The 25,937-nt window shown below is 46.2% G+C and carries 20 protein-coding genes; 13 read left to right on the top strand and 7 right to left on the bottom strand.

Annotation, left to right across the window (positions count from 1 at the left end; translation table 11 throughout):
• Position 1: 1 nt before the first annotated feature.
• The 5 genes from AC23N5_RS04240 to AC23N5_RS04260 all read right to left on the bottom strand — a co-directional run bounded on the left by AC23N5_RS04240 (position 2) and on the right by AC23N5_RS04260 (position 7,118).
• Positions 2–850, bottom strand: coding sequence for a Stp1/IreP family PP2C-type Ser/Thr phosphatase (locus AC23N5_RS04240; RefSeq protein ID WP_487754582.1), 849 nt, complete (start codon positions 848–850; stop codon positions 2–4).
• 14 nt (positions 851–864) lie between these two features.
• On the bottom strand, positions 865–1,755 hold the full coding sequence (locus AC23N5_RS04245) for a serine/threonine-protein kinase (RefSeq protein ID WP_487754583.1): 891 nt from the start codon (positions 1,753–1,755) through the stop codon (positions 865–867).
• A 6-nt stretch (positions 1,756–1,761) separates the two neighbouring features.
• Entirely contained in the window at positions 1,762–3,438 is a 1,677-nt protein-coding gene (locus AC23N5_RS04250) for a trypsin-like peptidase domain-containing protein (RefSeq protein WP_487754584.1), read from the bottom strand.
• 570 nt (positions 3,439–4,008) lie between these two features.
• A complete protein-coding gene (locus AC23N5_RS04255; RefSeq protein WP_487754585.1) occupies positions 4,009–5,793 on the bottom strand; it encodes an ABC transporter ATP-binding protein in 1,785 nt (594 codons plus the stop codon).
• 5 nt (positions 5,794–5,798) lie between these two features.
• Positions 5,799–7,118, bottom strand: coding sequence for a hypothetical protein (locus tag AC23N5_RS04260; protein ID WP_487754586.1), 1,320 nt, complete (start codon positions 7,116–7,118; stop codon positions 5,799–5,801).
• A gap of 174 nt (positions 7,119–7,292) precedes the next feature.
• Here AC23N5_RS04260 and AC23N5_RS04265 point away from each other — a divergent pair, with 174 nt between their 5' ends.
• From AC23N5_RS04265 to AC23N5_RS04285, 5 genes are read left to right on the top strand one after another with little or no spacing between them, the layout of a single operon-like run.
• On the top strand, positions 7,293–9,332 hold the full coding sequence (locus AC23N5_RS04265) for a tetratricopeptide repeat-containing sensor histidine kinase (protein WP_487754587.1): 2,040 nt from the start codon (positions 7,293–7,295) through the stop codon (positions 9,330–9,332).
• Positions 9,333–9,347: 15 nt separating this feature from the next.
• Positions 9,348–11,384, top strand: a complete 2,037-nt coding sequence (locus AC23N5_RS04270; protein ID WP_487754588.1) for a sensor histidine kinase — start codon at positions 9,348–9,350, stop codon at positions 11,382–11,384.
• 17 nt (positions 11,385–11,401) lie between these two features.
• Entirely contained in the window at positions 11,402–13,219 is a 1,818-nt protein-coding gene (locus AC23N5_RS04275) for a tetratricopeptide repeat-containing sensor histidine kinase (protein WP_183977249.1), read from the top strand.
• A gap of 37 nt (positions 13,220–13,256) precedes the next feature.
• Positions 13,257–13,607, top strand: a complete 351-nt coding sequence (locus AC23N5_RS04280; RefSeq protein WP_183977247.1) for a type II toxin-antitoxin system RelE/ParE family toxin — start codon at positions 13,257–13,259, stop codon at positions 13,605–13,607.
• Between the two features lie 6 nt (positions 13,608–13,613).
• The gene (locus AC23N5_RS04285; protein ID WP_487754589.1) at positions 13,614–13,898 is read left to right on the top strand and encodes a helix-turn-helix domain-containing protein; all 285 of its coding nucleotides are present in this window, start codon (positions 13,614–13,616) and stop codon (positions 13,896–13,898) included.
• A gap of 6 nt (positions 13,899–13,904) precedes the next feature.
• On the opposite strand, the gene AC23N5_RS04290 is transcribed toward AC23N5_RS04285, so the two are convergent.
• Positions 13,905–14,552, bottom strand: a complete 648-nt coding sequence (locus AC23N5_RS04290) for a response regulator (RefSeq protein ID WP_487754590.1) — start codon at positions 14,550–14,552, stop codon at positions 13,905–13,907.
• Between the two features lie 163 nt (positions 14,553–14,715).
• Here AC23N5_RS04290 and asnS point away from each other — a divergent pair, with 163 nt between their 5' ends.
• The 7 genes from asnS to AC23N5_RS04325 all read left to right on the top strand — a co-directional run bounded on the left by asnS (position 14,716) and on the right by AC23N5_RS04325 (position 20,906).
• Entirely contained in the window at positions 14,716–16,167 is a 1,452-nt protein-coding gene (gene asnS / locus AC23N5_RS04295; protein WP_183977241.1) for an asparagine--tRNA ligase, read from the top strand.
• Between the two features lie 89 nt (positions 16,168–16,256).
• Positions 16,257–16,580, top strand: a complete 324-nt coding sequence (locus AC23N5_RS04300) for a DUF3467 domain-containing protein (RefSeq protein WP_183977235.1) — start codon at positions 16,257–16,259, stop codon at positions 16,578–16,580.
• 112 nt (positions 16,581–16,692) lie between these two features.
• Positions 16,693–17,556: a bestrophin family protein gene (locus AC23N5_RS04305; RefSeq protein WP_487754591.1), complete on the top strand. Its 864-nt coding sequence runs from the start codon at positions 16,693–16,695 to the stop codon at positions 17,554–17,556.
• Positions 17,557–17,643: 87 nt separating this feature from the next.
• Positions 17,644–18,564 (top strand): aspartate carbamoyltransferase catalytic subunit, encoded by a 921-nt coding sequence (locus AC23N5_RS04310; protein ID WP_028523540.1) that lies wholly within the window; start codon positions 17,644–17,646, stop codon positions 18,562–18,564.
• A gap of 24 nt (positions 18,565–18,588) precedes the next feature.
• Positions 18,589–20,376 (top strand): family 43 glycosylhydrolase, encoded by a 1,788-nt coding sequence (locus AC23N5_RS04315; protein WP_487754592.1) that lies wholly within the window; start codon positions 18,589–18,591, stop codon positions 20,374–20,376.
• Between the two features lie 183 nt (positions 20,377–20,559).
• A complete protein-coding gene (locus AC23N5_RS04320; protein ID WP_487754593.1) occupies positions 20,560–20,811 on the top strand; it encodes a hypothetical protein in 252 nt (83 codons plus the stop codon).
• Positions 20,812–20,816: 5 nt separating this feature from the next.
• Positions 20,817–20,906: a putative polyvalent protein kinase domain-containing protein gene (locus AC23N5_RS04325; protein ID WP_487754675.1), complete on the top strand. Its 90-nt coding sequence runs from the start codon at positions 20,817–20,819 to the stop codon at positions 20,904–20,906.
• 101 nt (positions 20,907–21,007) lie between these two features.
• On the opposite strand, the gene AC23N5_RS04330 is transcribed toward AC23N5_RS04325, so the two are convergent.
• Complete coding sequence (locus AC23N5_RS04330) at positions 21,008–23,581, bottom strand: phosphoenolpyruvate carboxylase (RefSeq protein ID WP_183977227.1); 2,574 nt, start codon at positions 23,579–23,581, stop codon at positions 21,008–21,010.
• Positions 23,582–23,796: 215 nt separating this feature from the next.
• Between AC23N5_RS04330 and AC23N5_RS04335 the strand changes: the two genes are divergently transcribed.
• Positions 23,797–25,854 carry a ComEA family DNA-binding protein gene (locus tag AC23N5_RS04335; RefSeq protein ID WP_487754594.1) on the top strand — a complete coding sequence of 686 codons (2,058 nt, stop codon included), beginning with the start codon at positions 23,797–23,799 and terminating at the stop codon, positions 25,852–25,854.
• Positions 25,855–25,937 lie beyond the last annotated feature (83 nt).

The raw sequence follows: 25,937 nt of genomic DNA on the forward strand, positions 1-25,937 counted from the left end.
TTTATCCATTGATTTCTTCGGTGGGTCGAACCGACTGAAACGATTCGTTACTCATGCGCTCAACCAGCAATACCGTGATATTATCGTGACCGCCTCGCTGTTTTGCTAATTCGACCAATTGATGTGCGGCCTCGTTGAGCAGGGGAATCATGAGTAATTGCGCAATTTCATCGTTGTTGAGGTAGTCATACAGTCCGTCGGTGCAAAGCAGCAAGCGGTCATCATTTTCAAATACTTGGGGCAACGCTTGCACGTCAATCTCTACCTTGTTGTGCGTACCCATCGCTCTCGTGAGTACATTACGTTCGGGATGTTTTTCGGCTTCAGCCGTCGTAATAATACCCTGTTGAACCAGCGACTGAACGTAGGTATGGTCGCTGGAAAGCGGTAACAGTTGTCCATTTTTTAAGATATACGCCCGACTGTCGCCCACGTGGGCCAAAAACAGTTGGTCTTCACATACCGCAATCGTCGTGCAAGTCGTGCCCATGCCTCGGTAGCGCGTATTTTTGCTTGCTGTTTGCCAAATAGCCCGATTGGCTTTGGTCAACGCAAAAAACAGGCTTTCTTCGGGCGATTCTTCGCGTTGGTAATAGGTTTTCGCGACCGTTTCTACCGCTAATTGGGAGGCTATTTCGCCCGCAGCGTGGCCACCCATTCCATCGGCAACAATGGCCAAAAAGCCCTTAGTAGTTCGAATCAAGGCCGTGGCAGGGCGAACAAACCGCGCCGCATCTTCGTTGTTGACCCGCACACACCCGACATCCGACACCACCACTGCGCGCAAATCCACCGAATTTGAGGAAGAGGCTTCCGCTGTTTTGCCCGATAACCATTTTTTCCAAAACATAGCTTTATAGGGAGTTATCTGTTTTTAAACCAACGTTTTACGGGTAGCTTTTCCACAAATTCGGTCAAATTATCCACCCAGTCGGCCAACCCAAATCCATTGTCTGACTGTGGGCTTTCTAACTCCTGAATCAAGGCCGCCGCGCTGATGCGACTGGTTGGGTTGACTCGCAACAGTTTACCAATCAAGCGTTTGCTCCGTTTCGAAATTTGTGGCGCCAACAAATCGGGCTCGGTATAATCTCCTTTTTCAATCTTTACCCGAATCTCGGTTTCAGTACGTCCGTTGAAGGGCAAATAACCTGTCAGCATTTCGTATAACAAAACCCCCAGCGCCCAGCAATCTGACTGCATACTTACCTTTCCTTGAAACTGCTCAGGAGCCATGTAATGTGCCGTTCCGACGATGTAGCCTTCTTGCGTCAACTTAGGTGTATAGGCCGATTTAGCGATTCCAAAATCAAGAAGTTTGGCAAAACTGTCTTTGTTGACCTTCACATTGCCTGGTTTCAAATCGCGGTGAATAATTCCTTTTTGGTGTAAATGAGCCACTGCGGTAGCCACCTGCGCCAACACTTTCCACACAAACGACTCAGGAAGTCGTCCTTGACGCTTGATGAGTTTTTCGAGCGTGATTCCCTCCACGTATTCCATAATGATGCAGGGAGTGCCGTCTTCGATGACGTATTCGTACAGAGCGGCAATGTGGGGGTGCTGTACCGAGGCTTGGATGTAGGCTTCGTTCCGAAAACGAGCCGCTTGGTCGGCACGGTACAGCACCTTGACGGCGGCCGTTCGGCGAGTAGTCTGATGCTGGGCCATGTAAACCTCCCCCATCCCTCCTGCTCCCAACCACTGCGTAAGTTGGTAGCCTCGAATTGTTCGATGTATTAATGGCTCTTGCATCACCAATTAGTTGATTACTTTGGTATTTCCCATCAATTCTAGTCCGTAACGAATCGGTACGGCAAAGGTGATTCTTGTCGCATCGGCGCGGCTGGTACTGGCCGTAAAAATGCCAATCACATTTCCGTCTTTATCAAACACAGGCCCACCGCTATTTCCTGCCCCCGTCGCATTCACGGTCAGCTGATAATAATCCCCAAAGGTGCTGTAATAACCTACCACGCCACTTTCTTTGGAAGTATTGCTTGTTCCTCGAATGACTTTACCAACGCTTCCGTCTGTGACCGTTGGGTCGGGAACTATCACCACTTGTGTAGTACGATTCGCAAAATCATTGCCTGCGGTTGCGACCACTACGCTGGGAGAAATGCCTGGATAGCCCATGGTGACCACTTTTTGGCCTGGAGCAATCGTCGCATCTGCATCTTTCATCGTCACGGATTGCATTTCGCTAGGCAAATCAATTTTAATCATTGCCACATCGTGTTTATTGGATACCCGAACCACTTTAGCAGGTGTACGCTGGTCGTTTTTGGCAAACGTTACATCTATATACGTATTCGTTCCATCAATGATTTTTCCTGAAACGGGCTTTCGACCAAACAGTTTTGTCTCGGCAGGTATCCAGCGGATGTTTTGTCCCATTTCTTGCGTGATAATTCCCGCTATTTGCATCTCTCCTCCTTGGAAACGGTACAACACCCCAGGGAAAGCGTCTTGAGGAAAACTGTAATACGAATGCCAGCTTGCTGCGACGTGGCGGTTGGTGAGAATATAACCTTCTTTTGACACCACAAATCCCGACCCGCTTCCTTGCAGCGCAATCGGCTGACCATTAGGCGTATTTTTCTTTAAATCAAGCAAAGGTTCGATTTGGCCATCGACTTCTACATAGACTGGAATGGGTCGGTCGATGCCCTTGTAGGTTTCGTAGCGGTGGTAAATATCGTCGCCCGATGGTGCGTGAACAAGTTTTGAACTAAACTCAATAAGTACCACTTTATCAATATTGGCTTTGGCAATGGCTTCGGGGTCAAATGATTCTTTGACAACATTCGTAACGTTGGTAACCAAGGTCGTATCATTTTTGACGACGTTAGTAACTTGCGGGGCTATCTTGTCCTTAAAAGCAAAAAATGCTGCCCCTGCGACGATGATAAGCCCAGCGACCGAAGCCACCAACGTGCGCTGCGATTTTTGGCGTTCGTGCGTGATGACGCGCTCAAACGTTTGCTTCCCGATTCCTGATTTTTCGGGAGAAGCCGCTGCTACTTCGGCGGGAACAAACTCGCTGGTGGGCTTCACCACTTCGACAAAACGCGTAGCGGGCATCAATTCAGCGGGGCGAGGATCCACATCAAATAAAAACACGGGGCCATTGCTTCCCAGTTGCACCTCATCTCCTGGCTGAATCGGCGTGCTGCCTTTCACGCGTGCCTTGTTGACAAAAATCCCGTTTCGGCTGTTGTTGTCAATCAAGGTAAATGCCAACGGGCCGTCTTTGACAATTTTTCCGTGTTCACGGCTCACCACGGTGTCAATTTCGGGGTCAAACTGCACGTCGCTATCGCCCGAGCGGCCTAATGTGAGTTCGTTGTGTCGGCTAAAATCAAATTCTTCAATTTGGTTAGCTTTGGCACCTACAAGGTGACGAATGACAAAGTTTTTAATAGAAGGGTTCATTGCTGTACTATTTTTAACTGTTTGAATGTTAGTTTCTGTTTTTGGGCGCGAAAGCTTTTTGTTTGTTTCTTTCTTGCTTTTGAGTGATACAAAGTTCCCCCAAAAGCCGACGCCAGTAAATCCAGAAACACCTACATTCTTTTTTAGGAAAACCTGTATTTTGACGTATAGGAAAACCTATATGCCTTCGGTCTGCTAGCCCCCCGAGTCAGACGATAGTCAGACTCACCTCCTGCCAAAGCCGTTGTATTCGTTGCTCACAACAAGCTCGGTCTGACTATCGTCTGACCGAAAGCCTGAGTCAGACGATAGTCAGATTCACCTTCTGCCAAAGCTGTTGTATTCGTTGCTCACAATAAAGCTCGGTCTGCCTATCGTCTGACCGAAAGCCTGAGTCAGACGATAGGCAGATTCACCTTCTGCCAAAGCTGTTGTATTCGTTGCTCACAATAAAGCTCGGTCTGACTATCGTCTGACCGAAGCCTGAGTCAGACGATAGTCAGACTCACCTCCTGCCAAAGCTGTTGTATTCGTTGCTCACAATAAAGCTCGGTCTGACTGTCGTCTGACCTATTGGGGCAAAACCGTAGCCGCCAAGCGGCCAATGTTGAGCGTACGGGCGTTGGAGTCTATAATGTCGCGGTAGAGCCCGCCTTCGGCATACAGGCTTTCGTGGTTGCCACAGCCGATGATTTCGCCTTCTTGCATGACATAAATCTGGTCGGCATCCATGATTTGGCTGATATTGTGCGAAATAATCAGCACCGTTCGGTCTTTTTTTATGGCATCAATGCTATCCTTGATTTGCTCGGCTGTAATCGCATCCAAACTAGCCGTAGGTTCATCGAGAAAAATAACAGGCGGGTTTTTGAGAAATAAGCGCGCAATGGCAATCCGCTGCTGCTGCCCTCCCGACAACGCTTTGGCTTCCGATTGATACCCTTTAGGAAGTTGTAAAATCTGATTGTGTAGCGATGCTTTTTTGGCAGCTTCTATAATTTCCTCCCCTGTCGCTTCCAGTTTTCCGTAGCGGATATTTTCCTCCACAGTTCCCGAAAAAATATGGTTTTTCTGCATAACCAAGCCCACGTTTTCCCGTACCCAATGTTGGTCATAATCACCCAACAAACGCCCATCAAGTAAGACTTGACCACGCGAAGCACTGTAAAAACCTGTCAGCACGTTCATGGCCGAACTCTTCCCCGCCCCCGACAGCCCTACCAAGGCCGTGGTTTTGCCTGCTTCAATGGTCAGCTGTACGTTTTTGAGCGCTTGTTTACCATTAGGATACACAAAATCAACCGCTTTCATCTCAAACGCACCTTGCATTTTTTGTTCTTGTACGCCCCCCTCTGCTACGAGGTAGGTATCGTTTTCAATCATGTCAAAAAAGCCTTCGGCGTAGGTAAGTGCTTCGCTGTATTCGTCATAGATACGGTGTAGATGCCGCACGGGAGCAGATACGTTGTTGAACAACATGATGTGTAACAAAATCGCCCCGACGGTCATTTGTTGGTTCAACACAAAATAAATTGTCACCACAAACACCATAATAATTCCCAACTGCTCAGCAATACTTTTGAGACCATCAAAAAGGTAATTGGTACGGTGGTGCTTTACTTCACTGTCCGATAAAAACTGCGTAAGGGTCTGCTGGCGACTGGCTTCGTAGCTTTCGCGCACAAATGACTTTACCACAAAGATGGATTCAATCAAGCTAAAAAGGGTATTGGCTTTCTCTTCCCGAAAGTGCTGAATGCTGTGTCGAATCGACTTTTGACGCCGCGATTGCTCACGGCTAATGAGGGCATACAAAGGCATGACAAGGGTAGCGCACACGCCCACCCAAATGTTTTTTTTGTACATCAATGCCAACGCCAGTGCGGCATTGGCAAACATGGGCACGATGTCCACAAAAATGTTTTTGACGGTTTTGGTCAGGCTTTCAATGCCTTTGTCGATGCGTTTTTCGAGTTTACCAATGGCATTTTGGGGCAACGCAAAAAACGACAAATGGTACGAAACCATCCGTCGAATGGTATAATTATGCAAATCTGCCGCTAATCGAAACCGTAAACGGTCGCTCAAAAACTTTTGCCCCAGTTGAATCAGCAAGCTCAAGATTTCTTTGCTCAACAAAATCAACACCAACCAACCCACCACCGTCCAGGCATCGAGCCCTTGGGTTTTGTCGCGGAGCATCAACTGCACCCGATTCACTGTATATTCCATCACGAGGGGTGTCACTTGCGCCAACAGCGCCCCAATGGAGGTCAACACCAACGCCCCTACGAGGCTTTGGCGGTATTTTTGGACAAACGGCCAAAGTTTTTTTATCAACGTACCTGTGGACATAGTGCTTAGATTTTACGCATAAACTCGCGGGTATTGAGGGCTGCGTCAGATTCATAATCGTAGAATAGTTCGACCATCGAAGACACAATGTGCGGGTCGTCGGTCAGGAAAGCCGTGAGTTTTGAGGGGCGCCCACTGGAATTGGAACCGCTGCCTAAGATACACACGCACAAGTTTTTCTGAATACCAGGTTTGTTGTCGTTGGGCGTGCTAATAAAGAGCTGTATGGGTAAGGTTTTGTTCACTTTTGTCACCCGAACGCCCAAGTCTTGCATTTCGCGCATGGCCTGAGCGTGGTCGTTGTACAATTGCCGAATCAAGGCCGATTGAGCATCGCCATTCTCCTGTCCATTGGTAGCAATCATAAACCGGTTGTGGTGCGGCACGGCTTCGTTTACCGCCAAAGGTGAGTTGCTCCCGCTTCGGTAGGTTTCTACCGATACGTGTTCGTTGAAGATTTTGCCCAAATACTTCAAAAACGCGTGACTTGCCCCTTCGTTTTGGTCGTTGAGGGTCACAAATTCCACGCGAGCGTCGCTGCCAATTTTTTGGAGATAAATGGCCGTTTCTTTGAGTTTATTTTCTACGTCCGAACAATCCCGCAGTAAGCTTTCGGCTTTGCGGGCATAGTCAAACTGCGTAGCGTGACGAAGTTCGTGGGGTTTCAGGTCGGCGTGTTTTGCCACCAAATCCATCCGAAATGGCGAAATTGCCTCGATACGTGCCGTATTTGATAACACAAGCAGGTTGTTTCCTTGGGCTTTGGACAATTCGACGACCTTGTCGATACCTTCCAACACATCTTTGGTTCCCTCCATCAATTGCACCTTTTCATTCACTTTTCCGCTTACTTCGACCATAATCGAATTGAGCGACTTAGTGGCCTGCACGAGCAAGCTCGTCTGGGTCTTGAGATGATCCATTTCTTGCTGGTTGGTACGCTCCTTTTGGCGGTTTAGTTTTTCGGTCGTGACTGTCAGGTACAAGCCAATAAAAATCCCGATAATTCCTCCCACCAAGCCCGCTATGTCCAGCTCACGAATGTATTTATCAATGCCTGGACTAAAATAGGGATGGCCGTCCGACCACTTCCCGCCTTGCAGTTGGTGCTCCGTCAAATAATGCGAAGTGTCAGTAAATACATAGTACCATTTGAACCCCAAGGAAATGAGCAAAATCACGAACGGAATCAGAAAAAACACCGTAAACAACACGGGGTGCTTTTTGGTGATGTCGAACAATACGCTAAAAAAGCCTTCGTCTTGCACTTCCACGTCTGTGTGTTTGGGGGTTGGTTCGGACAAATGCGTTGTAGTAGGATTCATGTGTAAAAAGGTTGACGATTGAACACAACAAAGGTCTTTCAAAATCTCCCCCTCGTAAATCCAGAAACACCTACATTTCGGGTATAGGAAAACCTGTATTTTTGGTATTTACGCTTGTGCTAGATGCTCTTTTATCGTTAATTTTCACCAAGTTCTCCAACTCGTTACACGCTCATGAAGAAATGGTTGTTTTGTATTTGGTGGTTTTCACTGGCAGCTCATGCCCAGAAAGCAGATTCGTTGGTAGGAGTTTTGAAAAAAGCCCCCCGTGACACCAACAAAGTGAACACTCTTTTTGAAGTAGGTAGGGCCTATTGGCGAGAAGGAAATGACTCTTTGGCGCGGCTTTACTGTGACCAATCCATTGCCTTGGCTCAGCAGCTCCATTATCCCCGAGGGGAGGCCAAAGCGCGTTTACAGTTGGTCCGAATCGAATTTGAATACCTCACCGACCTCAAAACCGCTTATGCGCATTTGGACATCGCGCTGAAAAATGCCCAATCCATCCCCGACAAATCACTAGAAGGCCAGGTTTATCTTCGTCGGGCGCAGCTGTACGAGTCGTTTTTTGAGAAACAATCGCAAGTCAATCCTTTATTAAACAAAGCATTACGTTTGTTTATCGAAGCCAACGACTTGGTTTGGCAAGGCACTGTGTATGCCGAAATGGCCACGCTACTTACCAACGAAGGGAAATACGCCGAAGCCGTTGATTTGATGCTAAAAGCCCGACGCCTCCAAGAAAAAGCCAATGACATCAACGCACTGCGCTCCACGATACCTAATTTGGGGACATTTTACGCTTCATTGGGTCGGTACAAAGACGCGCTCCAATGCTATAAAGACGCCGAAAAAATCGCCGACAAGCTCAACGATTTACGCCTTCGAGCGTACGTCATCGGGCAGCGCGCTGACATTCACGAAAAACAAAAACAATACCCCGAAGCGCTCAAGGCTTTCCAAGAAGCCGCCAAAATCCACGAAATGACCCGCTCTACCCAATGGCTCCCGCGTACATACGGACGCATAGGCGGGGTTTATTTTCAACTTAAAGACTACAAAAAGGCGCTTTATTATACAACCATTGCCGACAGTGTTTACAAAAGCGAAATTGACTCCAAAGAATCGTTGGAACACGTGTGTCAAATCAATTTTGGCAACATTTTTTTAGCCCAAAAACAGTATGATAAGGTCGTCAAGTACGCTACTGCGGGCATCGAATGGGCTTCGTCGTCTCAGCCTCCACTTCGGAGAGAATTGGCCGAATACCACCGTCAGTTGGCTGAGGCGTACACCCATTTGGGAAAACCTGCGTTGGCATTAGATCATTTTAAGCAATTTAAGTCGGAGTCGGACAGTCTCATCAACAACGAGGTATTGCAAAAAACCATGGTTTCGTCGATGACCTACGATTTTGAGAAAAAACAACAAGGCAACAAACTCCGCATCCAAACCCTCGAAAACGAAAAACTGACCCAAACCAGAAACATCCTCCTTGGACTTTCGGCCATTGGGCTGCTGGGATTGGCTTTTGTGCTCTGGTATAACCGCCGTTTGAAGCTTAAAAACCAAGAACTCAGCCGTAAAAATCGCGAAATTGAAGAAGCTTTGTTCAAAGGTCAAAAAATAGAACGCAAACGCGTCGCCTCCGAATTGCACGACAACCTAAACACCAAACTCGCCGCTCTCCGTTGGCATTTGGAAGCCATGCAAACCGACGAACTAAACGGCTTTAACCAAAAAATCCACGACAAGCTCCTCGAAATGGCCAATGACGTCTATGCCGATGTCAGGCTTATTTCCCACAATATGCTGCCCGCCGAGCTCGAAACCCATGGGTTGGCTTCTGCTCTTCAAAAACTGGTGGAAAAGTTGACGATTAATACCAAAACACAGTTTCATTTGGTCGTCACCAATCCTTTTCCTCGCCTCCCGTCGTCGGTTGAACACCAGTTGTACACTATCGTATTGGAACTGGTCAACAACGTTATTAAACACGCGCAAGCAACCGAAGTTTGGCTCAGCCTCAGCCACAACGAAAACCAACTTTCGCTGACCGTAAGTGACGACGGCATTGGGATGCCCCAAGAAATCCATTCCGATGGTATGGGAATGCAAAACCTAAAAAACCGCGTAGAAACCTTGCAGGGCGTATTACGTATCGAGAGCGAACCCCGCAAAGGCACAAAAGTATCCGTTACCATACAGCTTTAAGCCCGTATCGATCCCATGAAACTACGACTTGCCCTTCTATTTTTACTGCCCTTCCAGCTCTTTGCTCAAACTACCGACTCGCTTCTGCGGCTTGTTCGTTCGTTGCCTACAGGTGTTCATCGAGCAGAGGTGTTAATAAATTTGGGAAAAAACCTGTGGATTGAAGGCAACGACTCATTGGCGCGGCAGTACCTGAATGAAGCCATTAAGCTAGGACAAAAACATAATTTTGGAAAACACGAAGCAGAAGCAAGGTTACAATTGGTGCGTATCGAACGAGACAACCTCGCCGACGTCGCCACCGCCTATGCACACCTAGATGCGGTCGATTTGCTCGCCAAAAACCTTAACGACAAGTACTTGGAGGCGTTTTCCTACATTCGACGGGCACACCTGTATGAGCCCAATTTTGAAAAACAAAAAGAGATTCCTAACCTTCTTGCCAAAGCCCAGCGCATTGTATCAGAAATCCATAACGACGAACTTCAAAGCTATATCTATGAGCGAGAAGCACTTCAGCTAATGAATCAAGCCAAAAACGCCGAGGCGATTGAGCGGATGTTTCAGGCCAAACGCTTGCAAGAAAAATACCCAGATTTACGCATCCGTAGATCGTCGGTCGCGAATTTGGGCGTTTTTTTTCTTTCGGTAAACAAATACGACGAAGCCTTGCGGGCATTTGAAGAAGCCGCTGTGATTGCCAAACAGCTACATGACCCACGCGCCGAAGCGCATATAGCTAGTTATCAAGCGGAAATTTTGGAGAAAAAACACCGCTACGCCGAAGCGTTGGTGGCGAACCAAAAGGCTGTAGCCATTTTAGAAATGACCAAAAGCAGCGGCAAGCTCCCTCGCGCCTACGCCCGCTTGGGAGGCGTGTACATTGCTCTAAAGGACTACGACAAAGCCCTCAAATACAACCAAATGGCCGCCCAGTTGTACCATAAAACAATGGGAGGAGAAACCATGCAACATCTTTCTCAGATTAATTTGGGGAAAATTTACCTGATTCAGAAGAAGTACTCTTTAGTGATTGAAAAAGCAACGGTGGGCCTCACATGGGCACTTGAGAACGACCCACCACTCTTGGAAGAAGCCGCCGAGTACCACCGCCAATTGGCCGTTGCCTACGAAAAATTGGGACAACCTCTCAAAGCCCTCGAACATTTTAGAGCGTACAAGACTGAATCGGATAGTATTCTCAACAACGAAGCAATTCAAAAAATTACCGCTTCGTCGATGACCTACGATTTTGAGAAAAAACAACAAGGCAACAAACTCCGCATCCAAACCCTTGAAAACGAAAAACTGACCCAAACCAGAAACATCCTCCTTGGACTTTCGGCCATTGGGCTGCTGGGATTGGCTTTTGTACTGTGGTATAACCGCCGTTTGAAGCTTAAAAACCAAGAACTCAGCCGTAAAAATCGTGAAATTGAAGAAGCTTTGTTCAAAGGTCAAAAAATAGAACGCAAACGCGTCGCTTCCGAATTGCACGACAACCTAAACACCAAACTCGCCGCCCTCCGTTGGCATTTGGAAGCCATGCAAACCGACGAACTAAACGGTTTTAACCAAAAAATCCATAACAAGCTCCTCGAAATGGCCAATGACGTCTATGCCGATGTCAGGCTTATTTCCCACAATATGCTGCCCGCCGAGCTCGAAACCCATGGGTTACACGCAGCTTTGCAGAAGTTGATGTTGCAACTGAATGTTAATTCTAAAACGGTGTTTCATTTTGTGACCAGTGGCACAAATGAGCGTCAACCCTCTCCAATAGAGCATCAACTCTACAACATCGCCCTCGAACTTATCAACAATGTCCTCAAACACGCTCAGGCTTCTGAAGTCTGGGTAAGCCTGAGTCAGTCTGACCACCAACTTTCACTTACCGTGAGCGACAATGGCGTTGGTATCTCCGACGAAAGCAAGTCGGAAGGGATGGGAATGAACAACTTACGCAATCGGATGGAAGCGCTTTTGGGGGAACTAACCATCGAAAGCGCCTATACACAAGGCACTAAAGTCACCGTTGGAATACCGATATAGACAGAAATCGACCAACCATGAAGAAAATTGTACTGAATTTCTTTTTGTTGTATGCACTCTCAACGCCTTTGCTGGCGCAAAATCCGCTGCTGGATAGCCTCATTCAAAACATTGAAGGCTGGGGCAAAAAACCACCTTCGGTCGAGCGGGATACCAACCTTATTTTGAGCCTTAGCTTGCTTACCGAGCGCTCTATCAATCTCGGGGATGCCCGCAAAGTATTTTTTCTGGATTCACTGTCTCGCTTTACCCAAAAAGCCAACTGGCTCAAAGGATTGGGGTTGTACCAACGGGCTTTGGGTAAAAAAAACGACGTACAAGGCAATTATACCGATGCCTTTAACCACTACGAACAAGCGATTCAGCTGTTAAAAAAAGCAGGCGGTGATCCTTACGAGTTGGGATATGCTTACGTATTGGCAGGCTTTGTATTGAACAATAATAAACTGACCAACAAATGTTTAGAGTATCTTAACGAAGCTCTCCCTTACGCCAAAGCCACCAAAAACAAGAACAATTTATGCTGGATTTATGATTTTTTGGGAGACTACAATTACTATGACTCGTTTGGCGTCCGCAATTACAAAAAAGCACTATTTTACTACCAAGAAGTCGAAAAAAATATTCCGTTTACAACCAGCCCAACGCTCAAAGCTGATAACCCGCATTGTTTGGCCAATGTACATATGAAACTCGGGAATGAATCTCTCGCCAATCAGTACCGCGATAAAGCATTGACCATCGCGAAGCATTACAACAACCGAGTTGTGATTTTTGCTACTTATGCCGACCTAGCCGATATTTACCAACAACGAAAAGACTATCCTAAAGCCATTGAATACCGCCTTGCTAGTCTTGATTACGCGCGGCAATCGGGGTGGAAAGAGATGGAATCGCGGGCCGAAAATTACATTTACACTACTTATAAGCTTGCGGGTGACTATCAAAACGCGTTGAAATATTTTGAAGCCCACAAGGCGCATGAAGATAGTTTGGGGCGATTTTCGGTTCAAAAAGCCTACGACGAGCTACAGGCCAAATACAAAACGGAACAACAACAACTTCGCATTACCGAACTTGAAAACGAACACCTCACCCGCACGCGCAACATCCTCATTACCTCTTTGTTGTTGGGCGTCGGGCTGGTGCTCTACATCATTTGGAGCAACCAAAAGTTACGTTCTAAAAATGACGAATTACAACGCAAAAACAAAGAAATCGAAGAAGCCTTGTTTAGAGGACAAACCATTGAGAGAAAACGCGTAGCGTCAGAATTACACGACAATTTAAACACCAAAATCGCTGCACTTCGTTGGCGGCTCGAAGCCCTTGACACCTCTCGCTATCCTCAAGCAGATCAAAAAATTCACGAGAGTTTGGTGCAAATGCTGGAAGATGTCTATGCGGATATTCGCTTAATTTCGCACAATTTGCTCCCTCCTGAGCTAGAAACCCAAGGACTTGTAGTGGCGCTGCACACCCTCACCGAAAAGCTCAATCTCAACACCAAAACGCATTTTCGGCTGGTTTCGGCCGACATTAACGAACGCTTTGACCCCAAAATAGCCTACCAGTTGTACAGCATTGCGCTGGAATTAGTGAATAACGTGCTCAAACACGCCCACGCCCAAAATGTCTGGATGAGTGTTTCAAAAAACGAGCGGCATATCATCCTGACCGTCAGCGACGACGGTGTGGGATTTCAAACAGAACACCAAACCGATGGGGTGGGATTGCGCAACATCAGCGCCCGCGTTGAGGCATTGGAAGGGCATTGGGAAGTCGAAACAAAACCCCATGTAGGCACAAAAGTAACGATTGAAATTCCTGTCTAAAATTTGAATATGTTATAGAATTATATAACTTTAAACCATGGATTCTAAACTTAGAGAAATCATCGCTTATAAGCACTATTTCCCTGAGTTCTTTCAGTCGTTACCCAAAGAGGTTCAGGAAAAATTTGTTTATCTTTTTAGGTTAATACAAACAGTACAGAGAATACCTGAAAAGTTTTTGAAGCATCTTGAGGGGACAAAAGGACTTTACGAAATACGTGTCATGGTAGGAAGTAATATTTACCGTGCCTTCTGCTGTTTTGACAAAGGCAATCTAGTGATTCTTTTCAACGCTTTTCACAAGAAATCACAAAAAACACCTCCAAAAGAGATTGAACTTGCGGAGAAACTAATGAACGAATATTTTGACCAAAAGAAAAACCAGTAAACGCTCATGTTAACTAATGTAGAATCGCTTATCAATGACTCATTTGGGTCCAAAGGCACACCAGAAAGGGATTCGTTGGAAGAACGCGCTGAGTTGTTCGTAATTACAGAAATGATTAAAGAAGCCCGTAGAGAAGCGCACCTAACACAAGCCCAGTTAGCCGAACGAATTGGCGCAAAAAAAGGCTATATATCTCGCATCGAAAACGGCAAGACAGATATTCAATTACGAACGCTCAAGCGAATAGTTGAAAAAGGGCTTGGGAAAAAGCTAAAATTAGTATTTGAATAACTCATTCTAAACCAATTTATGCTTCACGGCGTACTTGATAATCCCGATGGCATTTTTTACGCCTAATTTACGTAGAATATTATGACGGTGCGTTTCGACCGTTCCGACACTGATAAAAAGGCGTTCGGCGATTTCGGACGTCGAAAGTTCTTGAGCTATCAGTCGAATAATCTCTAATTCACGCGATGTAACGGCAATGGGCTGTCCTGGCGGTTCGTCAGCAGGGGCCGCTGTCAGCGCCGACGGGCTTAGAAGCTCTTTCATCACCGCTTCGCTAAAGTACTTTTCACCGCTTGCCACTGTTGTAAGGGCACGTTCTAACTCGGCGCGATTGGCTTTTTTCATGACATAACCCGCAATTCCCGCCTGAAATGCCTTCCGAATCGTATCGGCATCTTCCGAAACCGTTAGCATCAAAATTTTAAGTTGGGGAAATTTACTCCGAAGTTGCAGCGTTAAGTCCACCCCCGTCAGATACGGCATACTTAAATCCGTCACCAACACATCGGCTTCGTGGGTTTCCAAAAAAGCGAGTACTTTTCGGCTATCGTTAAGTGTACCTACCACTTCCATGTTTGGAATGACAGAAATAAGCAACGAAAGGCTATCGAGCACGATTTGATGATCGTCGGTAATAACAACACGAATTGGCATTTTTAGGGGAGATTAGGGCTATTCAAAAGTAAAAGAAGATTTTTGAAAAATCAAAACCTGATTTCAAATCCCTTCATTCTTTGTCCTGACGCTTTAAAACCCTAATTTTGTAGCCCTTTCGTGGTTATAGTTTATAACATTCACAATTTACCAATTACAAAAAGTGGGTCCGATACAGATTAAACAGATTCTTTCCGAGGCCAGTGTAGGCAGCGAAGTGGTAGTCAAAGGTTGGGTACGCACCAAGCGGGAAAGTAAAAACGCCATTTTTATCGCTATCAACGATGGTTCGACCATCCATAATATACAGGCAGTAGCAGAACCTGGTCAAATCGCCGAAGATACCCTCAAACTTATCACCACAGGCTCTTGCCTCAAAGTGACGGGCGAGCTCGTGGCGTCGCAAGGTTCGGGACAAGCCGTTGAGGTAAAACTCACGGATGTACACGTGTACGGCACCGCAGACCCTGACGAATACCCGCTTCAGCCTAAGAAGCACTCGTTGGAGTTTTTGCGCGAAATCGCTCACTTGCGCCCGCGTACCAATACCTTTAGCGCTATTTTGCGTCTTCGCCACGCGTTGGCATTTGCCGTTCATAAATACTACAACGACAACGGTTTCTTTTACCTCCATACGCCTATTATTACGGCATCCGACGCCGAAGGGGCAGGTGAAATGTTTCGCGTAACAACCTTAGATTTAGACAAGCTTCCTCGGACAGAAGAAGGAAAAATCGACTTCAAAGAAGATTTCTTTGGGCGCGAAACCAACCTCACCGTATCGGGGCAGTTGGAAGGTGAACTTGGCGCCATGGCCTTGTCGAAGATTTATACATTCGGACCAACATTCCGTGCCGAAAACTCAAACACCACTCGCCACTTAGCAGAGTTTTGGATGATTGAGCCAGAAATGGCCTTTTTTGAGTTGGAAGACAACATGAACTTGGCTGAGGATTTTGTGAAATACGTGATTCGTTATGCGTTGGAAAACTGCGCCGACGACCTCAATTTCCTTCAAAAACGCCTCGAAGAAGAAGAAAAACAAAAGCCTCAAAACGAGCGTTCGATGCCGTTGTTGGAGAAACTACGTTTTGTGGTTGACAACAATTTTGAACGCGTCACTTATACCGAAGCCATCGACATTTTGTTGAAATCAAAACCTCACAAAGAGAAGAAGTTTCAGTACAATGTGGAATGGGGCATCGACCTTCAATCAGAACATGAGCGTTTTTTGGTAGAAAAACACTTCAAAAAACCCGTGATTTTGATCAACTATCCACGGGCTATCAAGGCGTTTTACATGAAGCAAAACGAGCCAAATCCTGCCGAACCAGGGCCAACCGTACGCGCGATGGACGTACTGTTCCCAGGCATTGGCGAAATCATCGGTGGCTCGCAGCGGGAAGAAGACCACGACAAATTGGTAGCGCGGATGCACGAAGTGGGTATCGAGCCCGAAGCTATTTGGTGGTATCTCGAAACCCGCAAGTTTGGAACCGCTCCACACGCAGGTTTTGGGCTCGGCTTTGAGCGCTTAATTTTGTTCGTAACGGGCATGGGTAACATCCGTGACGTAATTCCATTCCCACGCGCACCAAAATCGGCTGAATTTTAAGCCTTCTCTAGCCAATACCTAATTATCTATAGCACTTTCGTCAAGAGGGTGCTTTTTCTATTATTTTTGTTATAAAAGCTTTACTTACCATGCAAGAAGATAAACACATCGAAATCGAACAACAAATCAACGTCGAAATCTCAGAAGAAATGGCCGAAGGCGTTTATTCTAATTTGGCTATGATTGCCCATTCCAACAGCGAATTTATCTTAGATTTCATCCGTCTCATGCCTAACGTTCCCAAAGCGAAAGTGAAAGCAAGAGTTATTCTTACCCCCGAGCACGCCAAACGTTTGTTGGCCGCTTTAAAAGACAACATCCGTAAATTTGAAGATGCCCACGGCGACATTCGCCAATCTAGCGAAGAAGAATTTCCCTTTATGAATTTTGGCGGCCCTATGGGCGAAGCCTAAATGGAGTGTCGAGGGTAGAGTGCAGAATGTCGAGTGAGTTTTATTCGACATTCTGCACTCTACCCTCGACATTCTGAATTCTTTACTCTGCATTCTCCCCTCGACATTCTCCATGATTAGTTATAATCCCAAAGATTGGTGGAAGCTTATTTTTGCGTTCCACAAAAGCGACACTTTTCGTTCTTTATTGCCTGGAATTCTGGGCGTTGCAGCTTACACAGTGGTAGTCGCCTACATCGAAAACGATATTTTTCACGCCTCTTTCAAAAACACGACGGTCGTTCACTCGTTGGTAGGTTTTGTGCTTTCGATGTTGTTGGTTTTTCGTACCAATACCGCCTACGATCGCTGGTGGGAAGGGCGACGCCTTTGGGGAAGTTTTGTGAATAATTCGCGCAATTTAGCGCTTAAACTCAACGCGTTTTTACCCCATCATCCTGAAATCCGAAAGACGTTCAAAGTACTCATTACCAACTACATTCTTGCCGCCAAAGAACACTTGCGTTCGGGAGTGCATGTCAAGCACCTAGAAAATGTAGGGGAATACGACAGCCAGTTTTACAGCAAAAAAAAGCACGTTCCCAACCAAATTATGGGGGCGATTTATGACGAAGTCAATACCCTTTACCAACACAAACAGCTTACGGGCGACCAGCTTTTCCTCATCAATGAAGAACTCCGCTCTTTTACCGACAACATCGGTGGCTGTGAGCGTATCAAGCGCACGCCCATTCCGTTTGCCTACAGTTTGTTTTTGAAAAAAGTCATTTTCTTGTACGTATTTACGATGCCCATTGGGTTTGTGGTAGAGTTTAAGTATTGGGCAGCCCCCATCGTGGCCATCGTTTTCTACATCTTCGCCAGCATCGAAGTATTGGCCGAAGAAATTGAAGATCCTTTCGGAACCGACGCCAACGACCTCCCTACGGATACCATTTACGAGACCATCAAAGCCAACCTCGACGAGATTCTATAAGCATACTTTTCAAGGTTTTTGAGGCAGAATATTTCGCAAACGTGCAGGGATTTGTACCTTTGCAAAACTTTTTTTGTGCTCCTGACCATGTCACAACTTTCCGTAAGGCACCTACTCGGCATCAAAAACCTCACCGAATCAGATATTTACACGATTTTAGATACGGCTACTCAGTTCAAAGACGTCATCAATCGGCCCATCAAAAAAGTCCCTTCTTTGCGCGATGTGACGATTGCTAACGTTTTTTTTGAAAACTCTACCCGTACTCGTTTATCGTTTGAATTGGCCGAAAAACGACTTTCTGCCGACGTAGTTAATTTTTCTGCTTCGGGAAGTTCGGTCAAAAAAGGAGAAACCTTGCTCGATACCGTCAACAACATTTTGGCCATGAAAGTCGATATGATTGTGATGCGGCACAGTAGCCCAGGCGCTCCGCATTTCTTGTCTGAACGGATTCCTGCCAATGTCGTAAACGCAGGCGACGGCACCCACGAGCACCCTACCCAAGCGCTGTTAGACGCGTTTTCCATTCGGGAACAAATTGGCGATTTGGCGGGGAAAAAGATTGCCATTATTGGCGATATTCTTCACTCTCGGGTCGCGCTTTCTAATATCTTTTGCCTCAAAAAACTAGGCGCTGAGGTCCGCGTGTGTGGGCCCACTACGCTTATCCCAAAATACATTTCTTCGTTGGGTGTGCAAGTAAGCCACAACGTAAAAGAAACGCTCCAATGGTGCGATGTCGCCAACGTCCTTCGTATTCAGCTGGAACGCCTTCAAGTAAAATACTTCCCAAGCCTTCGTGAGTATTCGTTGTATTTTGGCATCAACCGTCAAATGCTCGACGAACTCGACCGCGACATTGTCTTGATGCACCCTGGGCCTATCAACCGTGGGGTTGAGCTTACGTCGGATGCCGCCGACTCGCGTCAAAGTATCATCTTAAACCAAGTAGAAAACGGAGTAGCTGTGCGCATGGCGGTGCTTTATCTATTGGCTCAACAGTAGTTGGGAGCTAATAGATAACCTATCATGAAAATACTACCAAAAAGTCGTGCGTTTACTACGCATACGGCTAAGGCTATGGCCTTTTGCTTCTTGCTCTTTTTTGCATTTGGTTCAACTTTTGCCCAAACACGAACGTACTGCAACCCGATTAATCTGGATTATGGCTTTACTCCTATTCCCAATTTTTCGGAAGCAGGACGGCATCGTGCCACCGCCGACCCCGTCATTGTCAATTTCAAAGGCACCTATTTTCTTTTTTCTACCAACCAATGGGGCTATTGGTGGAGCAAAGATTTGTCAACGTGGAATTTTGTAAGTCGTAAGTTTCTCCTTCCGCACAACAAAGTCTATGACGAACTATGCGCCCCCGCCGTTTGGGCCATGGACGATACGCTCTACGTTATTGGTTCTACGCATACCAAAGAGTTTGCGATTTGGAAAAGTACCAATCCGACCGTCGATGACTGGAAAATAGCCGTTCCCGCTTTTGAAGGGGCCGCTTGGGACCCAGCCTTTTTGTACGACGACGACAAACGTCTTTACCTTTACTACGGTTCTAGCAATTTTTACCCCTTGTACGGTTGGGAAATCAACCCCAAAACGCTCCAACCCATCGGCGAGCGCAAAGAACTCGTTCGCCTCCACGACGACCAACATGGCTGGGAACGTTTTGGCGATTATAACGACAATATTTTCTTAAAACCGTTTATCGAAGGTGCGTGGGTGGACAAACACAACGGAAAATACTATTTCCAATATGGCGCCCCTGGAACAGAGTTTAATGGATACGCCGATGGGGTTTATGTATCAGATAGCCCATTGGGGCCATTTACCTACCAAAAACACAACCCGTTTTGTTATAAACCAGGAGGCTTCATACGAGGAGCAGGCCACGGCGGAAGTTTCAAAGATAATTTTAACAATTGGTGGCACATCACGACAGGTGTTGTGGCCGTCAAAAACAATTTTGAACGTCGTTTGGTACTTTTTCCTACGGGTTTTGACAACGACGGCATTATGTATTCCAACACCACGTTTGGCGACTACCCCCATACGTTACCCACGGGCAAAGCCGACCACCTTACAAGTCGTTTTACGGGCTGGATGTTGTTAAATTACAACAAGCCTGTACAGGTTTCCTCATCATTGAGTGGTTTTACGCCCAACTTTGCCGTGGACGAAGACATCAAAACGTACTGGAGTGCCGCTTCGGCCAACGCAGGCGAATGGCTACAGAGCGACTTGGGCGAAGTATCGACCGTCAATGCCATTCAAATCAACTACGCCGACCAAGACGTGGACTCGATGTATTTGGGAAAATTTACCAATATCTATCACCAATACCGTCTCTGGCATTCGCTAGACGGTAAAAAATGGCAGTTGTTGGTGGACAAAAGCAAAAACAAGACCGACGTCCCCCACGATTACATTGAGTTGAACAAACCCGTTGAAACGCGTTTTATTAAACTAGAAAATCTTCACATGGCTACGGGTAAGTTTGCCATCAGTGGGCTGCGGGTATTTGGAAAAGGAAAGGGGAAAGTGCCTAACGCCGTTAAAGGCTTTGTGGTACTCCGACAAGAAGACGACAAACGAAATGCGTGGCTCAAATGGTACCCCGAAAGCGGCGCGCAGGGCTACAATATCCATTATGGTATCGCCCCCGACAAGTTGTATAGCAGCGTGATGGTGTACAACAAAAATGAATACTACCTCAAAGCCCTCGATAAAAATACGACCTATTATCTCTCCATTGAGCCTTTCAACGAAAATGGCATTGGGAAACGGACAGCTGTCATGAAAGTGGAGTAAAACCTTCCCGAATGTTTTAAACTTTCGGGAAGGTGAATGATTATGATATATAACAAAAACGAGTACTACCTCAAAGCCCTCGATAAAAATAGGGAAACGCACAGCGGTGATGAAGGTGGAGTGACGAGGGGTAAATTGACCTTTTGCTAAAAATCAGTTTCGTAGTTATCTTTGATAAAAAAAATGACCGATGAACTTAGACATATCCTTGAAGGAACTGGCAGAATTACAGAAACAGATCTTATCCAAACAACCCTCTTTTACCTTAGAAAAGGCCAAACAGCAAGTGGAAAGATTGAAAAATCAAAATTCGTCAATAAAGAAGACGAGGTAAAACACCTCACTACCTTTGCCTCTCGCTATCATCTTTGGTACACTGCAATACCTCAAAATGCCTATATTGGAGAAGGTAATGACTTTTTCATCCAGAGTTAGGCATTATTCTTGAAGACCTTCACGACGAAAATGTATTAACTAATCAGGGGCTTTTCTTTTTTATTGACAGTGCTATTTATTTGATTACCCATTAGAAGAAAGCACTATTGAAAAATACGCCCCATAGCCAATCAATACGAAGAAGTTATCTCAACCTTCCCGAAAGTTTAAAACTTTCGGGAAGGTGAAAAAAGGATTATGCAGAGTTACGCGCGGCGTTGATGATACCAAACATCGCCCGAATGACAAGTTTGTTATACACATCCACGTCGGCGGCAGAGAGTTCTCCGCTTTGTAGTTTTTGAAGGGCATACTGCTGAATCGTCATCAACGGCAAGACAATTCGCTCCCGAATCTTGATGGATTCTTTGGTAACGGGGTTTTGGTTAAGCAGGTCTTTTTCCCCCGAAAACTCCAACATCAACGCAATACTACGCTCGTATTCCTCAAACATCATGTTCCAAATCGTTGCGAACTCTGGATTGTCTTGGAGGTATTTGGTAGCTGGATAGTACGCCTTCATCAGCGACTGCATTGAGTTTTCGACCAACGTACGAACAAACAACGAACGCTTGTAGAGCTTCTTCAAAGCATCCATTTTCCCTTCGTTTTTCAACGTTTCCAAGCCCGACCCAAACCCGTAAAAACCAGGTACATTTTGTTTCATTTGGGCCCAAGAACCTACAAACGGGATGGCACGAAGGTCTTCAAACTTGAGTCCACCGCCACTTCCACGCTTGTCGGGGCGGCTACCAATTTTGGTTTGTCCGTAAAAACGCAAAGGCGTAATTTTCTCCAAATACGGCACAAACGTCGGGTGATTTTTGAGTCCCAAATACGCATGATAGGCCGCATCGGCCAACTCCTCCATCAATGCCTTATCGGCTTCAGAAAGTTGGTCTTTGGTGTTTTTGGACATAAAAAGATTGTTTTCCAATCCTGCCGTAAACAATCTTTCTAGGTTATAAATGGCCGTTGGTACAGTACCATAGTTGGAGCTAATGGTCTGTCCCTGAACCGTCAACTGAATTTCTTTGTCTTCAATATCTTTCCCCAACGACGCATAAAACGCGTGGTTGTTGCCACCCCCACGACCTGGAGGCCCTCCACGACCATCGAAGAAGGTCACTTTAACGTCGTACTCACGCGAAATCTTGGTGAGTTGCTCTTTGGCCGAGAAAATTGACCAGTTTGCCCGCAAATATCCTCCATCTTTGGTTCCATCGGAGAAACCCACCATGATGGTTTGTTGATTGCCTCTCTTGGCTAAATGCGCACGGTAATACGGATTTTCGTACAACATTTTCATTACCTCCGACGCATTCGCAAGGTCATCTACGGTTTCAAAAAGCGGGACAATATCAACGTGCAAATCGTCTGTTTTCCACACATTTTTAAACAATGCCAATACTTCCACCACGTTCAGCGCACTCGCACAGTTGCTGATGACGTAGCGGTGAGCCCCTTCTATTCCATTTCGTTTCTGAATTTCACGAATGGCCAACATCGACCCGTAAATATCTTGCGTAATCGGGTCTTTGAAATCGCTTTCTGCCAATTCTACCTGCAACGACAACAAGAAATCTATTTTTCGTTTTTCATCCCAACTTTCATAATCAGAGAATGAGAAAACAGGAACTTGTTTTTCAATTTTCGTAAGAATCTCCTGCCACGCCAACGAGTGTTTTGGACTTACTTGACGAATATCCAAACTAGCAAAGAAGAAACCAAATAGCTTGACTTTCAGCACTGTTTCATCCAATAACTCCACAAAGAGCGAGTCATGGTCGCGAACCAATACCTCCCGCGCTTGGCTCAAGTCCGCCAATAATTCTTCGGCTTTGGTGTAGTGCTCTTGATCAGGGTAATAAATCGCGTTGTTGGTCTTACGCTCTGCCGTTGAGATAAACTCCTCTACGCCATTAAACGTCAATCGGCGCTTGAGGTATTTAATATCACGCCAATAGCACTTGAGCAATATTTGGCGCAAGCGGTCAGCCACCTCCAATGTCACGTCTGAAGTAACAAACGGGTTTCCGTCGCGGTCGCCTCCAGGCCAAAAGCCCAAGCGGAACAAACCCGTGTGCGTCCATTCGTGCATCGGTACTTCAAGGCCATTAAGAAGGCGCTGAACAAGCATCGGAATGGCTTTGTAAAATACGTTCTCCAAAAACCAACACAACGTCATGGCTTCATCCAGCGGCGTCGGCTTGTTTTTGTTGATAAAGCCCGTTTTTCCCAACTGCAACAGAAGATGGTTTACTTCCACAAAGTCATTGTCTTTGATGGATTCTTCCAAATCAGTAATGATACCGAGTACTTTGCCTGGGTAAAACTGCGTAGGGTGCGCTGTCAACACGATGCGTACGCAAAAATCTTCCAACTTACGAAGGAGTTTTTGGCGCAAATCGTCGCTATCGACCCGATTGAGCAGCTGCGTAATCGACCCTTGCCCATTGCTGTCATGTGTGTGGTCAAAACCCGCATCTTCTACGGAATCAAACAATACAACCTGCCGTTCGATGAACTTGATTAAGTTAAATAGCAAGTCGCGACGTTCATCTTCGGTCGCATTTTCGGTGTATTCCTCAAAAAACGACTCGATGATTTGCAAAGGGCTTTTGCCCGCATTAAACCCTTCCTCACTCGCCTGAACAAGCAACGGAAGAAGCGTACCCGTACGGTAGATGTCCTGAAACGGTAAGCTCAGAAACAGGCTGTTGAAAATGTTATATTTCGTTACAACAGCGTCTTGATAAACGTTAGGCATGTGGGTTGTTAATGTTAGGTGGGTATTAGACAGCGAATAAAAGCATAAAATTGTACATTTTCAAGAAAAAAGGCCAATTCTTATCAATTTTAATAATTAAAGTAGGGGTTTTATTGAAAATTTCTTAATTTAACCCTAACAATCATACGTTATGTTCAATTCTCAAACACAAAGAAGAAACCATTGTATGTTTAAACGTATCCATTTTTACTCGTTTGAAATCACTACTTTTTCTCTCGTTTGGGGTTGGCTTAGTTGGAACCGTTTCCTATGCGCAAGAATTTCGCCGCCGCGAAATTGACCCCACTTCATTTGTTCAGAACCTGCTGCCCATCACGGCAGAAGACCTCAATTATGGCACGGTCTATGAGAATCTGATTCAGCTCTACACTGCTCCGCTCGACCTCAACACCTGCACGCGCGAAGAACTAGCCGCTACGTATCTCCTCAATGAACGTCAGCTCAATCGCTTCTTTGAGTACCGCGCTCAGTTTGGCAATTTCCTCTCTATCTATGAGTTACAGGCCATTCCCGAGTTTGAGCTAGCACTCATTTACCGATTGCTCCCCTTCGTCACTGTTGCCCCTCAAAACCGAAAATTATGGAATGGATTGACCAATCCTAGTGACCATTATTTTTTGGTAAGAACAGAGCAACTTTTGGAAGAAAAACGCGGAGCTACGGCCGACGCACCCCAGTCACGCGATGGGACATTGCAGAAATTTGCGGGTAGTCCGCTGCAATGGTATGCTCGCTATCGCTACAGCCGAAGCCGCGACTTTAGTTTTGGCATTACGGCCGAAAAAGACGAGGGAGAAGCTTTTTCGTGGAAGCCTTCGGCGCACAAGTACGGCCCTGATTTTTTATCATTTCACGCCCAAGTACAGCACCGTGGTCGCCTCAAAAACCTCATTTTGGGCGATTACCAACTCCAAGTAGGACAAGGGTTAATTTATTCGGCGGGTTTTTCGCTGGGGAAAGGCATGGAAACCGTTTATACCATTCGTCGCCCCACGACAGGCATCCGCCCCTATACTTCTGTCACCGAAACGGGCTTTTTTCGCGGCATTGCGGCTACGTATTCTTTGGGCAAGCGTCTCGAACTCACCACGCTACTTTCTCGGGTTCGGCAGAGTGGAACACTCACCGCTCAACAAACCGTCAGCTCGTTCCAAACCGACGGGCTTTTTCGCATTCCCAACGAACTCCAATACCGCGCCAACCTCGTAGAACAAAACGCGGGAGCGCATTTGGTGTATCATCTTGACCGTGGGCAACTAGGTGCTACCTATCTTCGTACTTCTTTTGACTATCCGTTGCAGAAGGCAGAAGCACCACGCAATGAATTTGAATTTCGGGGAAAACATAATCATCTTTTGGGGCTGCATGGCAATTATGTTTGGCGAAACTTTCATTTTTTTGGTGAAACAGCACGCTCCAAAAGCGGTGGAACGGGTACCGTTGCGGGCGTACTCGCCAGCCTCACCAAACGCTGGGATGCTTCTCTACTTTTTCGAAATTTTGACAGAAACTTCCATAGTTTTTATGCCAATGCTTTTGGTGAAAACAGCCGTACTATCAACGAAGCGGGGCTGTACTTGGGGGCAAAATACAGCGTTCATAAGCGACTAAAATTAGCGACTTACGTTGACCTCTATCGCTTCCCTTGGTATAAATATTTAGTCGATAAACAACCTACCAAAGGTTGGGATTATCTGGTACAAGGCACGTGGATACCTTCCAAAAAATGGACGTTGTACGCCGTTTACCGCCAAGAGCAAAAAGAAAAAAACATCGCGTCTGATTTGTCAAAACAAAAATTTGTAACCCAAACCCTGCGCCGCACCCTTGTACTAAATGCCGAATACGCTCCCCACCGCAGTTGGTCGTTTCGCAGTCGAATCCAGGGAGGGACGTTTGGTTACCACGGCTTCAAAGCCGACAAAGGATGGTTGGTGCTGCAAGAAGTAACGGCCAAGTGGAACAAATTGGCGGCTACCGCCCGCGTTTCTGCGTATAATACCGATAGCTACGACGCTCGCCAATATGCCGTAGAGCAGGATGTACTATACGCGATTTCGATGCCTGCTTATTACGAACGTGGCTTTCGGCATTTTTTGTTGCTGCGGTATTCGGCAAATGCACACACAGATATTTGGTTGCGGATTTCGCGCACAACCATGCCCGAACGCGAAGCCCTCAGCTCATACGTGGACGAAATCCAAGGTACAAACCTAACAGATATTAAATGCCAAGTACGCTATCGTTTTTAGTGATTTTCAACAAATTTAACTTTGGCATAACTTTTGATAAGTGATGATTAACGTATCTAAAAGGTATATAACCCTCTGCTTTT

The organism is Runella sp. R5_40 (genome assembly GCF_057652295.1).

Excerpts from the sequence above, each read along its gene's own strand:
- AC23N5_RS04265 (WP_487754587.1), top strand. The coding sequence starts at position 7,293 with ATGAAGAAATGGTTGTTTTGTATTTGGTGGTTTTCACTGGCAGCTCAT.
- AC23N5_RS04330 (WP_183977227.1), bottom strand. The coding sequence starts at position 23,581 with ATGCCTAACGTTTATCAAGACGCTGTTGTAACGAAATATAACATTTTC.
- AC23N5_RS04290 (WP_487754590.1), bottom strand. The coding sequence starts at position 14,552 with ATGCCAATTCGTGTTGTTATTACCGACGATCATCAAATCGTGCTCGAT.
- AC23N5_RS04300 (WP_183977235.1), top strand. The coding sequence starts at position 16,257 with ATGCAAGAAGATAAACACATCGAAATCGAACAACAAATCAACGTCGAA.
- AC23N5_RS04255 (WP_487754585.1), bottom strand. The coding sequence starts at position 5,793 with ATGTCCACAGGTACGTTGATAAAAAAACTTTGGCCGTTTGTCCAAAAA.
- AC23N5_RS04310 (WP_028523540.1), top strand. The coding sequence starts at position 17,644 with ATGTCACAACTTTCCGTAAGGCACCTACTCGGCATCAAAAACCTCACC.
- AC23N5_RS04315 (WP_487754592.1), top strand. The coding sequence starts at position 18,589 with ATGAAAATACTACCAAAAAGTCGTGCGTTTACTACGCATACGGCTAAG.
- AC23N5_RS04245 (WP_487754583.1), bottom strand. The coding sequence starts at position 1,755 with ATGCAAGAGCCATTAATACATCGAACAATTCGAGGCTACCAACTTACG.
- AC23N5_RS04305 (WP_487754591.1), top strand. The coding sequence starts at position 16,693 with ATGATTAGTTATAATCCCAAAGATTGGTGGAAGCTTATTTTTGCGTTC.
- AC23N5_RS04320 (WP_487754593.1), top strand. The coding sequence starts at position 20,560 with ATGACCGATGAACTTAGACATATCCTTGAAGGAACTGGCAGAATTACA.
- AC23N5_RS04270 (WP_487754588.1), top strand. The coding sequence starts at position 9,348 with ATGAAACTACGACTTGCCCTTCTATTTTTACTGCCCTTCCAGCTCTTT.
- AC23N5_RS04260 (WP_487754586.1), bottom strand. The coding sequence starts at position 7,118 with ATGAATCCTACTACAACGCATTTGTCCGAACCAACCCCCAAACACACA.
- AC23N5_RS04250 (WP_487754584.1), bottom strand. The coding sequence starts at position 3,438 with ATGAACCCTTCTATTAAAAACTTTGTCATTCGTCACCTTGTAGGTGCC.
- AC23N5_RS04240 (WP_487754582.1), bottom strand. The coding sequence starts at position 850 with ATGTTTTGGAAAAAATGGTTATCGGGCAAAACAGCGGAAGCCTCTTCC.
- AC23N5_RS04280 (WP_183977247.1), top strand. The coding sequence starts at position 13,257 with ATGGATTCTAAACTTAGAGAAATCATCGCTTATAAGCACTATTTCCCT.
- AC23N5_RS04275 (WP_183977249.1), top strand. The coding sequence starts at position 11,402 with ATGAAGAAAATTGTACTGAATTTCTTTTTGTTGTATGCACTCTCAACG.
- AC23N5_RS04285 (WP_487754589.1), top strand. The coding sequence starts at position 13,614 with ATGTTAACTAATGTAGAATCGCTTATCAATGACTCATTTGGGTCCAAA.